Genomic DNA, 14,398 nt, shown 5'->3' on the forward strand with positions numbered 1-14,398 from the left:
GGCGCTTTCACCGTCCTGAGCCGGATGCAGGAGGAGGGCGTCATCTCCGGCTGGGGCTTAGGGGTGAACACCACCGAGCCGATCGAGCTGGCCATGGAGCTGGAGGAGACGCCCCCCAGCGTATGCCTGACCGCCACCCAGTACACACTGCTGCAGCATGAGCGGGCACTGGAGCGCATGATGCCGTTGGCCGAGCAGAAGGGCCTGCGGCTGATCGTCGGGTCCCCGTTCGACTCCGGTGCACTGCTGGGCGGAGATCACTTCCACTACGCCGAGGTGCCGCCGGCCATCCGGCAGCGGGTCCAGCAGCTTCGCGAGACGGCTGAGCAGTATGCGGTCAGCCTGAAGGATGCGGCCATTCAGTTCTCCGCCGCGCACCCGGCGGTCAGCATGGTGATCCCTGGATCCAGCCGGCCCGAGCACCTGCGCGAGGATGCTGAGAGCATGTCGGCGCAGATACCCGCGGAGTTCTGGGAGCAGCTGCGTGACCGCGGGCTGATCTCAGAACGGGCCCCGGTGCCCGACCAGGAGTAGACTCGGGTACCAGGGACGGGTCGGCCAGACCATCGCGGTGCCCTTAGTGGGCATCGAGGAAAGTCCGGGCTCCGCAGGGCAGGATGGTGGGTAACGCCCACTCGGAGCAATCCGCAGGCCAGTGCCACAGAAAACAGACCGCCCCAGCACGCTGGGGTAAGGGTGAAACGGTGGTGTAAGAGACCACCAGCGCGCCGGGTGACCGGTGCGGCTCGGCAAACCCCATCCGGAGCAAGGTCGAACAGGATGCGTCATCAGGGCTGCCCGCCCGAGCATCCGGGTTGACCGCTTGAGGCCCGTGGCAACACGGCGCCCAGATGGATGATGGTCCACGACAGAACCCGGCTTACCGGCCGGCCCGTCCCGCCTGAATCGTGAGATGCCTCACGCTCTGACTGGTTTCGCCCGCAGGTGCGGCATCCGGTGGCTCCGCCTCCCGTAGACTCACCGAGGAAGGATTCTGTCCGCACAGCTCCTTTCAGGACAAAGGCGTCTATCCAGGAGGAACACCACCCGTGTCTGCACCCGTGAGCGAGCACCTCAACGAATGGATCGATCGTGAGGCCCAGGCGGAAGCGATGATCCCGCTGATCGGCCGTCTCTACCGGGAGAACAACGTCGTCACCGGGATCTACGGCCGTCAGCTGGTCAACCAGTCCGCCATCGACATCCTCAAAGCCCACCGCTTCGCCCGCCAGATCGACGAGGTCGAGCTCCCCATCTCTGAGACCCTGCCTCTGGTGCAGGCGCTGACCACCCTGGACCTGGGGGCTGCCAGCATTGACATCGCCCGGCTCAACAGCCGCTTCAAGGCCTCCGGCGGTGGTGATCTGGAGCAGTTCCTGCGCACTGAACTCGCCGATGTGGTCGGTAAGAAGGGTCAGGGCCGGGCTGAGCCCCAGGACGTGGTGCTCTACGGCTTCGGGCGAATCGGACGCCTGCTGGCACGCATCATCGTCGGCCACGCATCATCGGCCACCGGCCTGCGGCTGCGCGCCATCGTGGTGCGCAGGGCTAAGGGCAATGACCTGGCCAAGCGGGCGTCGCTGCTGCGCCGCGACTCTGTCCACGGTCCCTTCGCCGGGTCCATCCGGGTGGATGAGGAGAACCAGGCAATCATCGCCAACGGCACCTACATCCAGGTGATCTATGCGGACAGTCCCGATCAGGTCGACTACACCGACTACGGCATCACCAACGCGGTGGTCGTGGACAACACCGGCATCTGGCGGGATGAGGAGGGACTGAGCAAGCATCTGCAGGCCCCCGGGGCTGAACGGGTGTTGCTGACCGCCCCCGGCAAGGGTGAGCTGAAGAATATCGTTTTCGGGGTCAATCACCACAGCATCACCGGTGAGGACCGCATCCTCTCGGCAGCCAGCTGCACCACCAATGCCATCACCCCGGTGGCCAAGCTGATGAATGACACCTACGGGATCGACCACGGACACGTGGAGACGGTGCACGCCTACACCAATGACCAGAACCTGATCGACAACTACCACAAGGGGGAGCGGCGGGGTCGGTCGGCGGCGCTGAACATGGTGCTCACCGAGACCGGAGCCGCCAAGGCCGTGGCCAAGGCGCTGCCCGAACTCTCCGGCAAGCTCTCCGGCAATGCGATCCGGGTTCCGACCCCGGATGTCTCGATGGCGATTCTCAACCTGGAGCTGCAGAAGGAGACCACCAAGGAAGAGCTCAACGCTTTCCTGCGCCGAGAGTCTTTGGAAGGCGAGATGCACAGCCAGATCGACTACATCGACTCCGCCGAAGTGGTCTCCACCGACTTTGTCGGCTCCGCCGCGGCCGGCGTGGTGGACGGACTGGCCACCATCGTCAACGGCAGACAGGCCATCCTCTACGTCTGGTACGACAACGAGTACGGCTACTCAGCCCAGGTGGTGCGGGTGCTGGAGCACATGACGCAGTCGGAGCCGGTCAAATACCCTCAGACCGCCTGAAGCGACTAGGCTGAAGACCATGGCAGAGTTCATTTACACCATGGTCCGTGCCCGCAAGAAGGTGGGCGACAAGGTCATCCTCGACGATGTCACGATGTCCTTCTTCCCGGGCGCCAAAATCGGCGTCGTCGGCCCGAACGGAGCCGGCAAGTCCACCATCCTGAAGATCATGGCCGGCCTGGACGAGCCCTCCAACGGCGAAGCCCGGCTCTCCCCGGGATACTCCGTGGGCATCCTGCAGCAGGAGCCTCCGCTGAACGAGGAGAAGACGGTTCTGGGCAACGTCCAGGAGGGTGTGGGCGAGATCTACCAGAAGGTGGTCCGCTACAACGAGATCAGCGACGAGATGGCCAACCCGGACGCCGATTTCGAAGCCCTGATGGAGGAGATGGGCAAGCTCCAGGAGGAGATCGACGCCGCCAATGCATGGGACATCGATTCCCAGCTGGAGCAGGCGATGGATGCTCTGCGCTGCCCGGCCGGCGACGAACCGGTGACCCACCTCTCCGGGGGTGAGCGCCGCCGCGTGGCGCTGTGCAAGCTGCTGCTCTCCAAGCCGGATCTGCTGCTGCTGGACGAGCCCACCAACCACCTCGACGCCGAGTCGGTGCTGTGGCTGGAGCAGCATCTGGCCTCCTACGAGGGCGCGGTCATGGCCGTCACCCACGACCGGTACTTCCTGGACCACGTGGCCGAGTGGATCTGTGAGGTCGACCGCGGTCGCCTCTACCCCTACGAAGGCAACTACTCCACCTACCTGGAGAAGAAGCGCTCCCGTATGGAGATCCAGGGCAAGAAGGACGCCAAGCTGGCCAAACGCCTGGCGGACGAGCTGGAGTGGGTCCGCTCCAACACCAAGGGTCGGCAGGCCAAGTCCAAGGCGCGTCTGGCCCGGTACGAAGAGATGGCCGCCGAGGCCGAGCGCACCAAGAAGCTCGACTTCGAGGAGATCCAGATCCCGCCGGGTCCGCGCCTGGGCACCCAGGTGATCGAAGCCGAGAACCTGGTCAAAGGCTTCGGGGACCGCAGACTCATCGACGGGCTGAGCTTCAGCCTGCCGCGCAACGGGATTGTCGGCGTCATCGGCCCCAACGGTGTGGGCAAGTCGACCCTGTTCAAGACCATCGTGGGGCTCGAGGAGCTCGACGGCGGCGAGCTGACCATCGGCGAATCCGTGAAGATCTCCTACGTCGACCAGTCCCGAGCCGGCATCGACCCGGAGAAGACCCTCTGGGAGGTGGTCTCAGACGGCTTGGACTTCATCAATGTCGGCAATGTGGAGATGCCTTCGCGCGCCTATGTCTCCGCCTTCGGATTCAAGGGCCCTGATCAGCAGAAGAAGGCCGGCGTGCTCTCCGGCGGTGAGCGCAACCGGCTGAACCTGGCGCTGACCCTGAAGCAGGGCGGCAATCTGCTGCTGCTGGACGAGCCCACCAACGACCTCGACGTCGAGACCCTCGGCTCACTGGAGAACGCCCTGTTGGAGTTCCCCGGCTGTGCCGTGGTGATCTCCCACGACCGGTGGTTCCTAGACCGTGTGGCCACCCACATCCTCGCGTGGGAGGGCACAGAGGAGAACCCCGCCCAGTGGTACTGGTTCGAGGGGAACTTCGAGTCCTACGAGAAGAACAAGGTGGAGCGCCTCGGCCCGGAGGCTGCCCGTCCGAGCCGAGTCACTCACCGCAAGCTCACCCGCGGCTGAGCTCCGGCTGCGCGTCCCAGTCTGCGGCCGCGCCGGCTGCTGAGGCAGACTCAGTCTCCTCGGCCGTCGGCGCGGAGCCGGAGTCGGCTTCCTCAGGCGTGTGGGCGCTCTGGGCTGCGGAGGCCTGAGGGGCGTCCTCACTGCTGCTGCTGACTTTGGTGAACCGCCCCATCCCATAGGTGAGGTCATGGCCGACCGCCTGCGCATTGATCTCCACTTCAGTGCCGCGGTCGCCGTCGTCGCTCTCCCAGCGCCGGACCTTCAGCCGACCCACCACCACTACGGGCTCGCCTTTGCGCACTGAGGCGCCGACGTGCTCAGCGAGCCGTCCGAAGGCCGCCACGGTGTACCAGTTGGTCGGCCCTGAAGACCATTCCCCGGTGACCGAGTCCTTCCAGCGCGGTGTGGATCCCAGCCGGAACGTGGTGAGCCGATGCTCGGGATCGGTGTTCTTCAGCTCAGGGTTCGTCCCGGCGAAGCCGCGGACGGTGATGATGTCACTCATGCTGCTCCTTCGCTCCTGCGCCGCAGACCAGTTCTGCGCTGCGGGCCGGCTGCGGAGCGTGAGTCCCGGCAGCGCACACTATGAGTCTCCGGCGCAGCAGCTGCCGCCTCACCGCACTGCCGCGCCGATGGGGAGCGGCCGGAGTGTGGAGCAGAGCCCGCGGGCAGCTGAGGAAAACTCAGCCGGCGGACCGGCAGAGGATGAACCCACCGGCTGAGGTCAGCCGCATCCACCGGCCGACCGCGTGCACCTCCGTGGCCGCCTGGCGCTCCGGCTGAAGGAAGCCCAGGGAGAGGGCGCCGAAAGCGGCGCCGGCGGGAATGGGCATACCGGCCAGCACCTCATCACCCGGCCCCGGCTGCACCGCAGTGCCCCAGACGCGTTCCCGGACCTGCTCCACCACATGGGCCCCGGCCGTCTCCGGGATGGCCTCAGCCACCTCAGTGATCCCGGCCTCAGCGGCCTGAGCCAGCGTGGCATCGGCGATGCGGCCGCGCGGCTCCCACCCTGATCGTGGGGGAGTCACCGCAGCCCAGGGGGCGTTGAGCCGGCCCGGCGGCAGCGGAAGATCCGTCGAGGCTGGGTTCAGCCGGGCCAGCCGCTCGCTGATGGCTCCCAGCTCCACGGTGATGTCGGCGTCAGAGGGTTCCGCCAGAGCCATAGTGCGCAGTCCCAGCACGGCGGGGATGCGCGAGGTCAGAGTTGAGGGCGTCATCACCGGAAGCCATGCTGCCACCACAGTGCCGACTGCCTGCAGGCGCACCCCCTGCTCGTTGACCCGCCGTCCCCGGGCGATGAAGGTTCCCAGGTCCTGCAGGGCGGCGGCCTCGGCGAAGCGCAGCAGTTCAGTCATAGGATGATTGTGTCAGAGACCGACTGTGAGGAGTGCTGATGCCGGAGTCCGAGTACCGCGTCCCCGATCCGCAGGAGACGGTGGCTCAGCTGGTGGCCATGCTGGACCTGCAGCCGCTGGAGGCGGAGGACTCCGAAGGACGCACTCGGTTTCTGGCCCCTGCCTTCCCGCAGGCATTCTGGCGCGTCTTCGGCGGTCAGGTGCTGGCCCAGTCGATCACTGCGGCGATGCGCACCGTCGATGCCGAGCGCACGGTCCATTCGGTGCACGGCTACTTCCTGCGCGCCGGCGACTCCAGCAAACCGATTGAAGTGGCCGTAGAGCGGCTGCGCGACGGCGGCTCCTTTTCCGCCCGACGTTCGCAGGCGTATCAGGACGGGCGGCCGATTCTCTCGATGATCTCCAGCTTCCAGAAGCCGGGGCCGGGGCTGAGCCACCAGATGCCGATGCCGCAGAACCTTCCTGCCCCGGAGGAGTTGGCGTCTCCGGATGAGCTGGTGGGCCACGTGAAGCACCCGGTGGTTCAGGAGTGGGGACGCGGCAGGCCCTTTGAGATCCGGCATGTGGACCGTCCGATCTACCTGGAGGCCGACCGGGACCGGCGGCCCACCACTGCGGTGTGGCTCAAGACCCGGGCTGAGCTGCCGGATGATCCCAATATTCACCGGGCGGCGATCCTCTACGCCTCTGACTACACCCTGCTGGAGCCGGTGCTCCGTCAGCACGGCTACTACTGGGCCAAGCCGGGGCTGAAAGTGGCGTCGCTGGACCATGCCTTCTGGTGGCACCGGCATGCCCGGGCGGATCAGTGGCTTCTCTACGTTCAGGACTCTCCCAGTGCGCAGGGGGCACGGGGTCTGGGGACCGGTTCGATCTACACCCAGAGCGGAGACTTGGTGGCCACCGTGGCGCAGGAGGGGATGATTCGCCCGCCGCAGGGCCTGCGTCCCAAGATCCAGGAGACCTTTCAGCGCCGCGCTGTCGGCATCGGGCGCAGCCGCAGGCAGCTCAATCAGCGCTACAGCTCAGCTTGGCGTTCGCGCTATATGGGCTGACGCCTGGCGGTAGGCCTTCACCGCCCGGGCGGCGGTGGAGTCCCATGAATAGTGCTGCGCCAGCTGCGCGGCCGACTGGCTGATCCTCCGCGGCCGGTGCGTCTGGGACGTCAGCCAGCGGATCTGCTGCGCCCACACGGCGGGTTCGAGGGTGTCGATGAGCAGCCCGGTCTCCCGGTGCCGCACCAGTTCGGCCAGTCCGCCGACCTGATGCGCCAGCACAGGGGTGCCGCAGGCCATCGCCTCCAGGGCCACCAGGCCGAAGGATTCGCTGTAGGAGGGCACCAGGACTGCATCGGAGCCGCGGAAGAGCTGGGCCAGCTGCGGGTGCGGCAGCGGGTCGGTGAGCATCACGGCGTCGGAGACCCCCCACGCGGCCGCCAGCTCGGTGATCTCCACCGCGTCTGCACCGCTCTGCCTGCCGGCCACGGTGAGCTGGACCGGCACCTCCGGCAGCAGCTGCCGCAGATGTCCGACGGCGGCCACCGCCACCTGGGGCCCCTTATGCGGCTGCAGGCGGCCGGCGAAGGTCAGCCGCACAGGCCGCTGAGGCCCCCACGGCTGCTCCCACCGGGCATCGGGACGGGCCGGGGGGCGGAAGACGCTCAGATCCACGCCGGGGGCCACCACAGTGATCCGGTGCTCGGGCACACCGAAGATGCGCTGCAGGTCGGCCGCCTCGCCGGCGGTGTTCGCAGTCAGCTGCGCGGCGGAGGAGACGATCCGCTCCTCGGCGGCATGCCGCCGCGGGTCCTCCTGGGCGCAGGGGTCGCGCTCGTGCTTGACGGCCCCGATGGTGTGCATCGTATGCACCAGTTCGGCATCCAGGGCGCTTGAGACGGTCAGGGCGGCCAGACCGGAGATCCAGTAGTGGGAGTGCACCACGTCCACCCGGCGAGCCGACGCGGCCTGCAGGCTCTGCAGTGCCCGGTGGGCCAGATCGTTGAGGCACTCGATGAGCCGGGACTTGTCCCGGCGGCAGGTGTCACAGACCCGCAGCACATGGACCCGACGCCCGTCGGAGAGGCTGCGGCAGCTGTCCCCAGAGGAGCCGTCGTCGTACTCCGAATCCAGATCGGTGGTGACGATGTCCACCTCTGTGCCGCGCGCGGCCAGCGCCCGGGACAGAGCGTTGACGTAGACGTTGAGCCCGCCGGCGTCGCCGCGCCCGGCCTGGGCCAGGGGAGAGGTGTGCAGACTCATCATGACGACCCGCTTCGGGTCCTCGGGCCGATGGGCCGCGGAGTCCTCGGACATCGTCTCTCCGGAGTGCCGGTGGTCAGTGGTTCCCATGCTACAGCGCGGCTCTCAGCGCAGGTATTCCGCACACTTCGACGCCTGGGGAACATCTCGGTGCAGCACCCAGATGCCGTGGTCGTCGGCGCTGACGGTGCTGAAGCCCAGCCGTTCGGCCCGCGCGAAGGCCTGCTGCGGCGTCAGCGGGTCATTGCCTCCCAGCTCGGAGACCCGGTCATCGATGATCAGCCATTCGATGTGCTCCTCGGCGGTGGTGCCGTTGAGGCCCACATAGGTGCGGTCCACCAGATGCGGCACTGCGGTGTCGGCAGCCTCCACGCAGGCGCCGTCGGGGATCATCTCCACTGCCCGGGCGTGGGCCTCAGCCCGTTCGCTCAGCGTCCAATTGGCACCGGTGAGGGTGCGCTGATAGGGGAAGACCTGCGGTGCCAGCAGCGAGCCGATGATCCCGGCGGCCAGCAGAGTGGCCGGAAGAGCCGCCGGAAGCCTCCGGCGCACCCGTCCCGGGGGCTGCGGGCGCGACGGCATACCGGGGATCAGTCGCCCACGGTGATGCAGCCTGCGGATCACGTCCATCGCCGCCAAAACCATCACCGGGGCCAGGATGGAGTCGTACTGATACACCGGGGACCATACATTGAGGCGATCGTTCCACAGCCGTGAGAGCAGGATCGGCAGCGTCAGCAGGATGTGGGGCGAGAGCAGCGGCGCCAGCCACAGCGGCACCAGGTGCAGCAGCCACAGACCCACCTTCAGCGGATGGTCGAAGAGCGCGACGGCGGCTTCCCACGGCCTGGTCACCAGTGTGATGACCGCGGCGGTGGCCGAGGCGCCCAGGGCGGTGTACTCCCAGTACTGGAACTCCCCGGCCGGGGAGAAGTGGGGGATGACGACGCCGACGGCGAACCAGAGTCCCAGCGCTCCGAGAATCGCGGTGACGGCGGCCGGCGCCCAGGCGCGGCGCAGGGCCAGCACCGCGGCCACGGCCAGCACTGTGGCGCCCATGTCCTCGCGGACCGTCAGCAGCACCGCCGCCAGGCCGGCGGCCAGCCAGAAGCGACGCCGTTCAATGGCCCAGATGACCCAGGCGATCAGCGGGACACCGAAGGCGATCTCGTGGAAGTCCCAGTTGACGATGGCCTGGAAGGGCCACCACAGCAGCAGCCCGGCCGCAGTGAGCAGTGCGGGCAGGTGGCTGAACCAGCTGCGCACCACCAGGTAGACCGGGACTGCGGAGGAGGCCAGCAGGGCGATCATCCCGATGTTGAGCATCCGGGGGTCGTCCCAGATCCAGTACAGGGGGGCGAACAGCGCAATGATCGGGTGGAAGTGGTCGCCCAGCAGGTGGAAGTCCTCGCCCTTGACCGGGACGATCGGCGCCTTCAGCAGCGCATACTGGCGCACCGCCTGATCGAAGATTCCCAGATCGTAGCCCTTGGCCTCGAAATTGCGGAACCGCAGCAGCGAATGAACCAGCGAGAGGATGCTGAACGCCGCCATCACCAGCCCCAGCTGGACCTTGTGACGCACTGGCAAGCGCCGTTCTCCTTCCGATGAGGTGTGCCCGAGGAGGGATTCGAACCCCCGACCGGCGGATTAGAAGGCCGCTGCTCTATCCCCTGAGCTACTCGGGCAGGACTGCTGGAAGTCCAGCAGCCTAGTCTAGCGCCTCAGCTGTTGACCATGGAGTGTGCGGCACGCTCAAGGTAGTCCCACAGCACTTCTTCGTGCATGGGGGAGAGCTCCGCCGCCTCCACCGCGCGGCGCATATAGCGCAGCCAGGTGTCCCGGGCCGCGGCGTCGACCCGGAAGGGCATGTGCCGCATCCGCAGGCGCGGGTGGCCACGCTGCTGCTGATAGGTGCGCGGACCGCCCCAGTACTGCTCCAGGAACATCAGCAGTCGCTGCTTCGCCGGCTCCAGGTCCTCCTCCGGATACATGGCGCGGAACTCTGGGTCCTCGGCCACCTGGTCGTAGAAGACGTCCACGATCTTCTGGAAGGTCTCCCGTCCGCCGACCTGGGCGTAGAAGCTGTTCGGGTCGATCTCCTCCGGGTTCGGATCCTCCTGAAGCGGGCGCCCGTCCGGGCCCGGCATCCGCCCGGTGGGTGACGTCTCCTCGGGCGCGCTGCGGTCACCGGATCCGGGGCGACCGGTGACCTGGGAGGGCGGCTTGCCCACCGGCTTGAGCGTGGCGATCGGCGCGCCGAGCCGGCGGGAGAGCTTCGGCAGGCGCGGCCGGCGGGAGGTCCCGCCGCTGGGGTCCTCGTCGCTGGGAGACTCCGGGCTGCGGGCGTCGTCGTCATGGGGTCGCATCACGTCCTCCACGATACTCTTAGTCTCCGCGCCGAATCATCCGCTCAGCGCTGTCTGCCGCGGCTGGGCTGACGGACCTAGGACCGGGCTGACCGGTCCTGGCAGCCGGGGCACCAGTACAGCCGGCGGCCCTGCAGCTGCTGGGTCTGCACCGTGGCCCCGCAGCGCAGGCACGGGGTGCCTTGGTGCTGGTACACCCAGTGCCGGCGCACTGCACCTGTCAGGTCGGCGCCGCGCAGACCGAGGTGAGGGTCTTCAGGATCCACCGTGCGGATGATCCCTTCGCGCACGCCCCGGCGCAGAAGTTCGGTGAGCCGGTCCCACAGGTCAGTAATCTGGGCATCGGTGAGCTCGCCCGCCGGAGTGTGCGGGTCGATGCGCTCCAGGAACAGCGATTCGGCGCGGTAGATGTTCCCCACCCCGGCGATCACCGCCTGGTCCAGCAGGGCCGCGGCAATGCTGATGCGGCGGCGCCGCAGGCCTACCGCAAACTGCTGGAGCATATCGGGATCGGTCTGGGGGCAGGCCTGGCGCAGCGGGTCCGGTCCCAGCCGAGCGATGACGGCCTCGTACTGCATGGGGTTGAGCACCTGACAGCGTGCCGGTCCCCGCAGGTCGGCCCACCCATTGGGCACATGGACGCGGGCACGCACCTCTCCGCGGGGCGGCTCGGGCACGATCCAGCCGTCGTCGTCGTACTGGGGGTCCAGCTGCGCGGCCGCGCTGCGCGGTGCGCCGAGGGTTTCGGCTCCGGTGAAGCTGCTGTCCCCGCGGAAGCTGAAGGCCCCGTAGAGTCCCAGGTGCACCTGCCAGATATCGGGTCCGAGATGGATGAACAGCTGCTTTCCCCAGGCCTGGGCAGAATCAGGGGCGCGCTCGGTCAGTCTGGCAGCACCGGCGGCGAATCGCCCCTGCGGGGAGCTGACCCGCCACTGACGGCCCACGAATAGGTCCTGAACCTGGCGCGCCAGGCGGTGCAGTGTGTGGCCTTCAGGCACCCTCAGTCCAGAATCTCGCCGGTGGACTCGTAGTGCGCGATCTTGCCGATGCGCCGGGCGTGGCGTGTTTCGGCGGTCCACTGCGCCGAGAGGAACGCCTCCACGATCTCCACCGCCTGCTGCGCCGAGTGCTGCCGTCCGCCGATGCCGACCACATTGGCATTGTTGTGCTCCCGCGCCAGGCGAGCGGTCTCCACGTTCCAGGCCAAGGCAGCCCGGATACCGGTGACCTTATTGGCCGCGATCTGCTCGCCATTGCCCGAGCCGCCCAGCACGATCCCCAGGCAGGGCGGTTCGGTGGTCTCGGGGTCCACGCGGGACCACTCCAGGGCCACCGCCTCTGCGGCACGCAGGCAGAAGCCTGGGTAGTCGTCTTCGGCGTCATAGCTCTGCGGGCCGTGGTCGACGACGTCGTGGCCGTGCTCCTGCAGGTGATCCACCAGGTGGGCAGACAGTTCCATTCCGGCGTGGTCGGTGGCGATGTGGACACGCATGGCGTTTGGGTTGTTCCTCTCGGAGGTCGCAGACAGCGGGATCCGGGTCCATCCTACTGGCACTGCGGATGGGTGCTTCATGCCGGGCTGCGTCCGGCAGAGACGGCAAGATCGTGGGCGATGAGGGCCAGCTGCAGCAGCAGCCTGTCCCGGGGCTGCTGCATATCACGTTCGGTCAGCTCAGTCAGCTGTCTGCTGCGGTAGATCACGGTGTTCCGGTGGCAGAACAGCTCCTCCGCGGCGTAGGTGGGGGAGCCGTCATGGCGCAGCAGCGCCCGCAGGGTCTGCATCAGCGTGCTGCGCTGGGGGACAGGCAGCTTCAGCACCGGGCCGAGCACGTGATCCACAATCATGCCGCTCAGGTCCGGGCTGGACTCCAGCAGGAGCTCAGGAAGGTGGGAAGCGGCCCACACCAGACGGGGCTCATCCGCAGGCAGCGTGGCAGCCACGCGGCCGGCGAGCCTGAAAGCCGCCGCGGTGCCCGCGATCCCATCCCGGGCCAGAGACAGTCCGACCCGCCCTCTGACCGCTGGGCGCAGCGCCTCGGTCAGCCGCTCCTCGTCCAATCCCTGGAAGCTGATGATCCCGTAGAGGGCGTCCTCGCGCATTCCCCAGCGCGAGGTGCCTCCCAGGCGTTCAATGCGGTCCTCCGGGTGGTGGAGAGGATCGTTGTAGGTGTCTTCGACGATGGCGACCACGCATACCACCGGTTCTTCGGGATGGATTCCCAGGATCTCTTCGGAGCGGGCGGCGAATTCGGGGACGGAACCGCGCCCCTCAAGGAGGCCTGCCAGGTAGTTCTCCTGACGGCGGCGGTCCTGGAGGTCCTGGCGGGCGATCTCGCGCCGGTACGCTTCGCTGACCAGCTTGCTCTGGATCTCCAGATCGTGCCAGAGGGTCTGGCCGACGCTGACCAGCTCGTCAGCCGGAAGGGTGAGCCTACCTGTGCGCACTCGCGCGGCCAGTTCCTCCCACAGCAGCAGATTGCCGGCGGTGTAGGCCGACAGCACAGCCTCCAGGGGGATACCCTGGCGTGCTCTTTCAATACCGGTGGCACGAAGCACCTCCACCAGCTGGCCCTTCTCCTCGGCAGGCTCCCCGGCCAGTCTCGTCAGACCTCGACGCACATGTTCGCGCATGCTCTGCCGCAGCACAGCCTTCAGCTTCGGCGTGGACCAGCTGGTCCCCGCATCCCGGTCCAGGATGGAGGCGGTGATCTCGTCGGCGATCTCCTGCGACTGCTCCAGCATCTGCTTCCACGCAGAGCGCAGCAGGGGACTCGCTTCGACTGCCTCATCGCGTGGTGTGGGCCGGCTCATAGTCCTAAGATCTCATGGCCGCTGCGAGGACTTCCACGAGCATGCTGAGTTCGGTGCACAAGGGAGTTTGTGCGCCGCGCCCATTGTTCCCGATGTGATGTGGGGCACATGCTGATCAGGTGCGGGACAGCTGCCCGCGGACCCAGTCGCCTAGTCTCAGCAGGAGCCACCTATGACCGAGACCGCCCGAGCCGGTGTGCTGCCGGATCACGACATCTATCTGCTCGATGACCGGTTCACCGACGAGGAACGTGCCATCCGCGACAAAGTTCGTGCCTTCGTCGAGACCGATCTGCTCCCAGTGATCAACGGCTACTGGGAACGAGCCGAGTTCCCCTACGAGCTGGTGCCCAAACTCGCGGAGCTCAATGTGGTGGGGACGGTGATCCAGGGGTACGGGTGCCCAGGAATGAGCCGGATGGCCGGCGCCCTGGTCTCGGCCGAGCTCGCCCGCGGAGACGGCTCGTTCAACACCTTCTTCGGGGTGCACTCCGGTCTGGCGATGGGCTCGATCAACATTATGGGCTCAGAGGAGCAGAAGCAGCGCTGGTTGCCGGCCATGGCCCGGCTGGAGAGAGTGGGGGCTTTCGCCCTGACCGAGCCGCTGCACGGCTCGGACTCCGTGGCTCTGGAGACCAGCGCCCACCGGGAGGGAGACACCTGGGTTCTCAACGGCGCCAAACGGTGGATCGGAAACGCCTCCCATGCCCACCATGTGATCATCTATGCCCGCGATGTCGCAGACGGCCAGGTCAAGGCCTTCGTGCTGGAACGCTCCCCGGAGGAGGACTTTCCGGAGGGCTTTCAGCCCAGGGTGATCCAGGGCAAGATCGGCAAACGGGCGATCCTGCAGTCAGACATCGTGATTGAGGACCTGGAGATCCCGGAGCCCAACCGGCTGCAGAACTGCAACTCCTTCAAGGACGTGAACAAGGTGCTGACCGCCACCCGGGGCGGGGTGGCCTATGAGTCGCTGGGCCATGCCATCGCCGCCTATGAAGACGCGGTGCGCTACGCCGGCGAGCGCGTGCAGTTCGGCAAGCCCATCGGCAGCTACCAGCTGGTTCAGAACAATCTGGCGAACATGCTCGCTGAGGTGACCGCGATCAAGCAGCTGTGCTTCCGGCTGGTCGACCTTCACGAGCAGGATGAGCTGACCAGCCCGATGGCCTCCATGGCCAAGATGGCCGCCGCAAAGAAGGCGCGCTGGGTCGTCTCCACAGCCCGGGACATTCTCGGCGGAAACGGCCTGCTGCTGGAGAACAACGTGGCTCGCCACCTCACCGATATGGAGGTGGTCTACACCTATGAGGGCACTGATTCGATGCAGTCCCTGATCGTCGGCCGTGCGATCACCGGCGCCTCCGCCTTCGTCTGATTCGGACCCCACGAAAGGAAGTGACTG

General features: G+C 67.2%; 13 protein-coding genes, 1 tRNA gene and 1 other RNA gene. 6 read left to right on the forward strand and 9 right to left on the reverse strand.

Features of this window, described 5'->3' with window-relative positions:
- Positions 1–15: 15 nt before the first annotated feature.
- The 4 genes from Q1K09_RS08655 (at position 16) to ettA (ending at position 4,197) form a co-directional block, all read left to right on the forward strand.
- Positions 16–534 carry an aldo/keto reductase gene (locus Q1K09_RS08655; protein ID WP_300344813.1) on the forward strand — a complete coding sequence of 173 codons (519 nt, stop codon included), beginning with the start codon at positions 16–18 and terminating at the stop codon, positions 532–534.
- A 16-nt stretch (positions 535–550) separates the two neighbouring features.
- An RNA gene (gene rnpB / locus Q1K09_RS08660) (RNase P RNA component class A) lies at positions 551–899 on the forward strand.
- A gap of 150 nt (positions 900–1,049) precedes the next feature.
- The gene (locus Q1K09_RS08665; protein ID WP_300344756.1) at positions 1,050–2,495 is read left to right on the forward strand and encodes a glyceraldehyde-3-phosphate dehydrogenase; all 1,446 of its coding nucleotides are present in this window, start codon (positions 1,050–1,052) and stop codon (positions 2,493–2,495) included.
- A 19-nt stretch (positions 2,496–2,514) separates the two neighbouring features.
- Positions 2,515–4,197, forward strand: a complete 1,683-nt coding sequence (ettA, locus tag Q1K09_RS08670; protein ID WP_300344758.1) for an energy-dependent translational throttle protein EttA — start codon at positions 2,515–2,517, stop codon at positions 4,195–4,197.
- Here ettA and Q1K09_RS08675 read toward each other — a convergent pair.
- A complete protein-coding gene (locus Q1K09_RS08675) occupies positions 4,184–4,702 on the reverse strand; it encodes a single-stranded DNA-binding protein (protein ID WP_300344760.1) in 519 nt (172 codons plus the stop codon). The genes ettA and Q1K09_RS08675 overlap by 14 nt on opposite strands.
- Before the next feature lie 178 nt (positions 4,703–4,880).
- Entirely contained in the window at positions 4,881–5,555 is a 675-nt protein-coding gene (locus Q1K09_RS08680; RefSeq protein ID WP_300344762.1) for a hypothetical protein, read from the reverse strand.
- A gap of 38 nt (positions 5,556–5,593) precedes the next feature.
- Here Q1K09_RS08680 and Q1K09_RS08685 point away from each other — a divergent pair, with 38 nt between their 5' ends.
- Positions 5,594–6,610 carry an acyl-CoA thioesterase II gene (locus tag Q1K09_RS08685; protein WP_300344763.1) on the forward strand — a complete coding sequence of 339 codons (1,017 nt, stop codon included), beginning with the start codon at positions 5,594–5,596 and terminating at the stop codon, positions 6,608–6,610.
- Here the strand turns inward: Q1K09_RS08685 and Q1K09_RS08690 are convergent.
- From Q1K09_RS08690 to Q1K09_RS08720, 7 genes are all read right to left on the reverse strand, one after another.
- A complete protein-coding gene (locus tag Q1K09_RS08690; protein WP_300344765.1) occupies positions 6,581–7,903 on the reverse strand; it encodes a glycosyltransferase in 1,323 nt (440 codons plus the stop codon). The two genes, Q1K09_RS08685 and Q1K09_RS08690, sit on opposite strands and share 30 nt — an antisense overlap.
- A 15-nt stretch (positions 7,904–7,918) precedes the next feature.
- Complete coding sequence (locus tag Q1K09_RS08695) at positions 7,919–9,397, reverse strand: DUF2079 domain-containing protein (protein ID WP_300344815.1); 1,479 nt, start codon at positions 9,395–9,397, stop codon at positions 7,919–7,921.
- A gap of 31 nt (positions 9,398–9,428) precedes the next feature.
- Positions 9,429–9,501: transfer RNA gene (locus Q1K09_RS08700), tRNA-Arg, on the reverse strand.
- Positions 9,502–9,537: 36 nt separating this feature from the next.
- Complete coding sequence (locus tag Q1K09_RS08705; RefSeq protein WP_300344817.1) at positions 9,538–9,963, reverse strand: globin; 426 nt, start codon at positions 9,961–9,963, stop codon at positions 9,538–9,540.
- A gap of 296 nt (positions 9,964–10,259) precedes the next feature.
- Positions 10,260–11,126, reverse strand: a complete 867-nt coding sequence (locus Q1K09_RS08710) for an Fpg/Nei family DNA glycosylase (RefSeq protein ID WP_300344767.1) — start codon at positions 11,124–11,126, stop codon at positions 10,260–10,262.
- A gap of 56 nt (positions 11,127–11,182) precedes the next feature.
- On the reverse strand, positions 11,183–11,674 hold the full coding sequence (locus Q1K09_RS08715) for a ribose-5-phosphate isomerase (protein WP_300344769.1): 492 nt from the start codon (positions 11,672–11,674) through the stop codon (positions 11,183–11,185).
- A gap of 77 nt (positions 11,675–11,751) precedes the next feature.
- Positions 11,752–12,993, reverse strand: coding sequence for a CdaR family transcriptional regulator (locus tag Q1K09_RS08720; protein WP_300344771.1), 1,242 nt, complete (start codon positions 12,991–12,993; stop codon positions 11,752–11,754).
- Positions 12,994–13,165: 172 nt separating this feature from the next.
- Here Q1K09_RS08720 and Q1K09_RS08725 point away from each other — a divergent pair, with 172 nt between their 5' ends.
- The gene (locus Q1K09_RS08725; RefSeq protein WP_300344773.1) at positions 13,166–14,371 is read left to right on the forward strand and encodes an acyl-CoA dehydrogenase family protein; all 1,206 of its coding nucleotides are present in this window, start codon (positions 13,166–13,168) and stop codon (positions 14,369–14,371) included.
- The last annotated feature ends 27 nt before the right edge of the window (positions 14,372–14,398 follow it).

It is taken from the genome of Nesterenkonia sp., assembly GCF_029265375.1.
Lineage (GTDB): Bacteria > Actinomycetota > Actinomycetes > Actinomycetales > Micrococcaceae > Nesterenkonia.

Excerpts from the sequence above, each read along its gene's own strand:
- ettA (WP_300344758.1), top strand. The coding sequence starts at position 2,515 with ATGGCAGAGTTCATTTACACCATGGTCCGTGCCCGCAAGAAGGTGGGC.
- Q1K09_RS08675 (WP_300344760.1), bottom strand. The coding sequence starts at position 4,702 with ATGAGTGACATCATCACCGTCCGCGGCTTCGCCGGGACGAACCCTGAG.
- Q1K09_RS08680 (WP_300344762.1), bottom strand. The coding sequence starts at position 5,555 with ATGACTGAACTGCTGCGCTTCGCCGAGGCCGCCGCCCTGCAGGACCTG.
- Q1K09_RS08685 (WP_300344763.1), top strand. The coding sequence starts at position 5,594 with ATGCCGGAGTCCGAGTACCGCGTCCCCGATCCGCAGGAGACGGTGGCT.
- Q1K09_RS08690 (WP_300344765.1), bottom strand. The coding sequence starts at position 7,903 with ATGGGAACCACTGACCACCGGCACTCCGGAGAGACGATGTCCGAGGAC.
- Q1K09_RS08705 (WP_300344817.1), bottom strand. The coding sequence starts at position 9,963 with ATGCCGGGCCCGGACGGGCGCCCGCTTCAGGAGGATCCGAACCCGGAG.
- Q1K09_RS08715 (WP_300344769.1), bottom strand. The coding sequence starts at position 11,674 with ATGCGTGTCCACATCGCCACCGACCACGCCGGAATGGAACTGTCTGCC.
- Q1K09_RS08720 (WP_300344771.1), bottom strand. The coding sequence starts at position 12,993 with ATGAGCCGGCCCACACCACGCGATGAGGCAGTCGAAGCGAGTCCCCTG.
- Q1K09_RS08725 (WP_300344773.1), top strand. The coding sequence starts at position 13,166 with ATGACCGAGACCGCCCGAGCCGGTGTGCTGCCGGATCACGACATCTAT.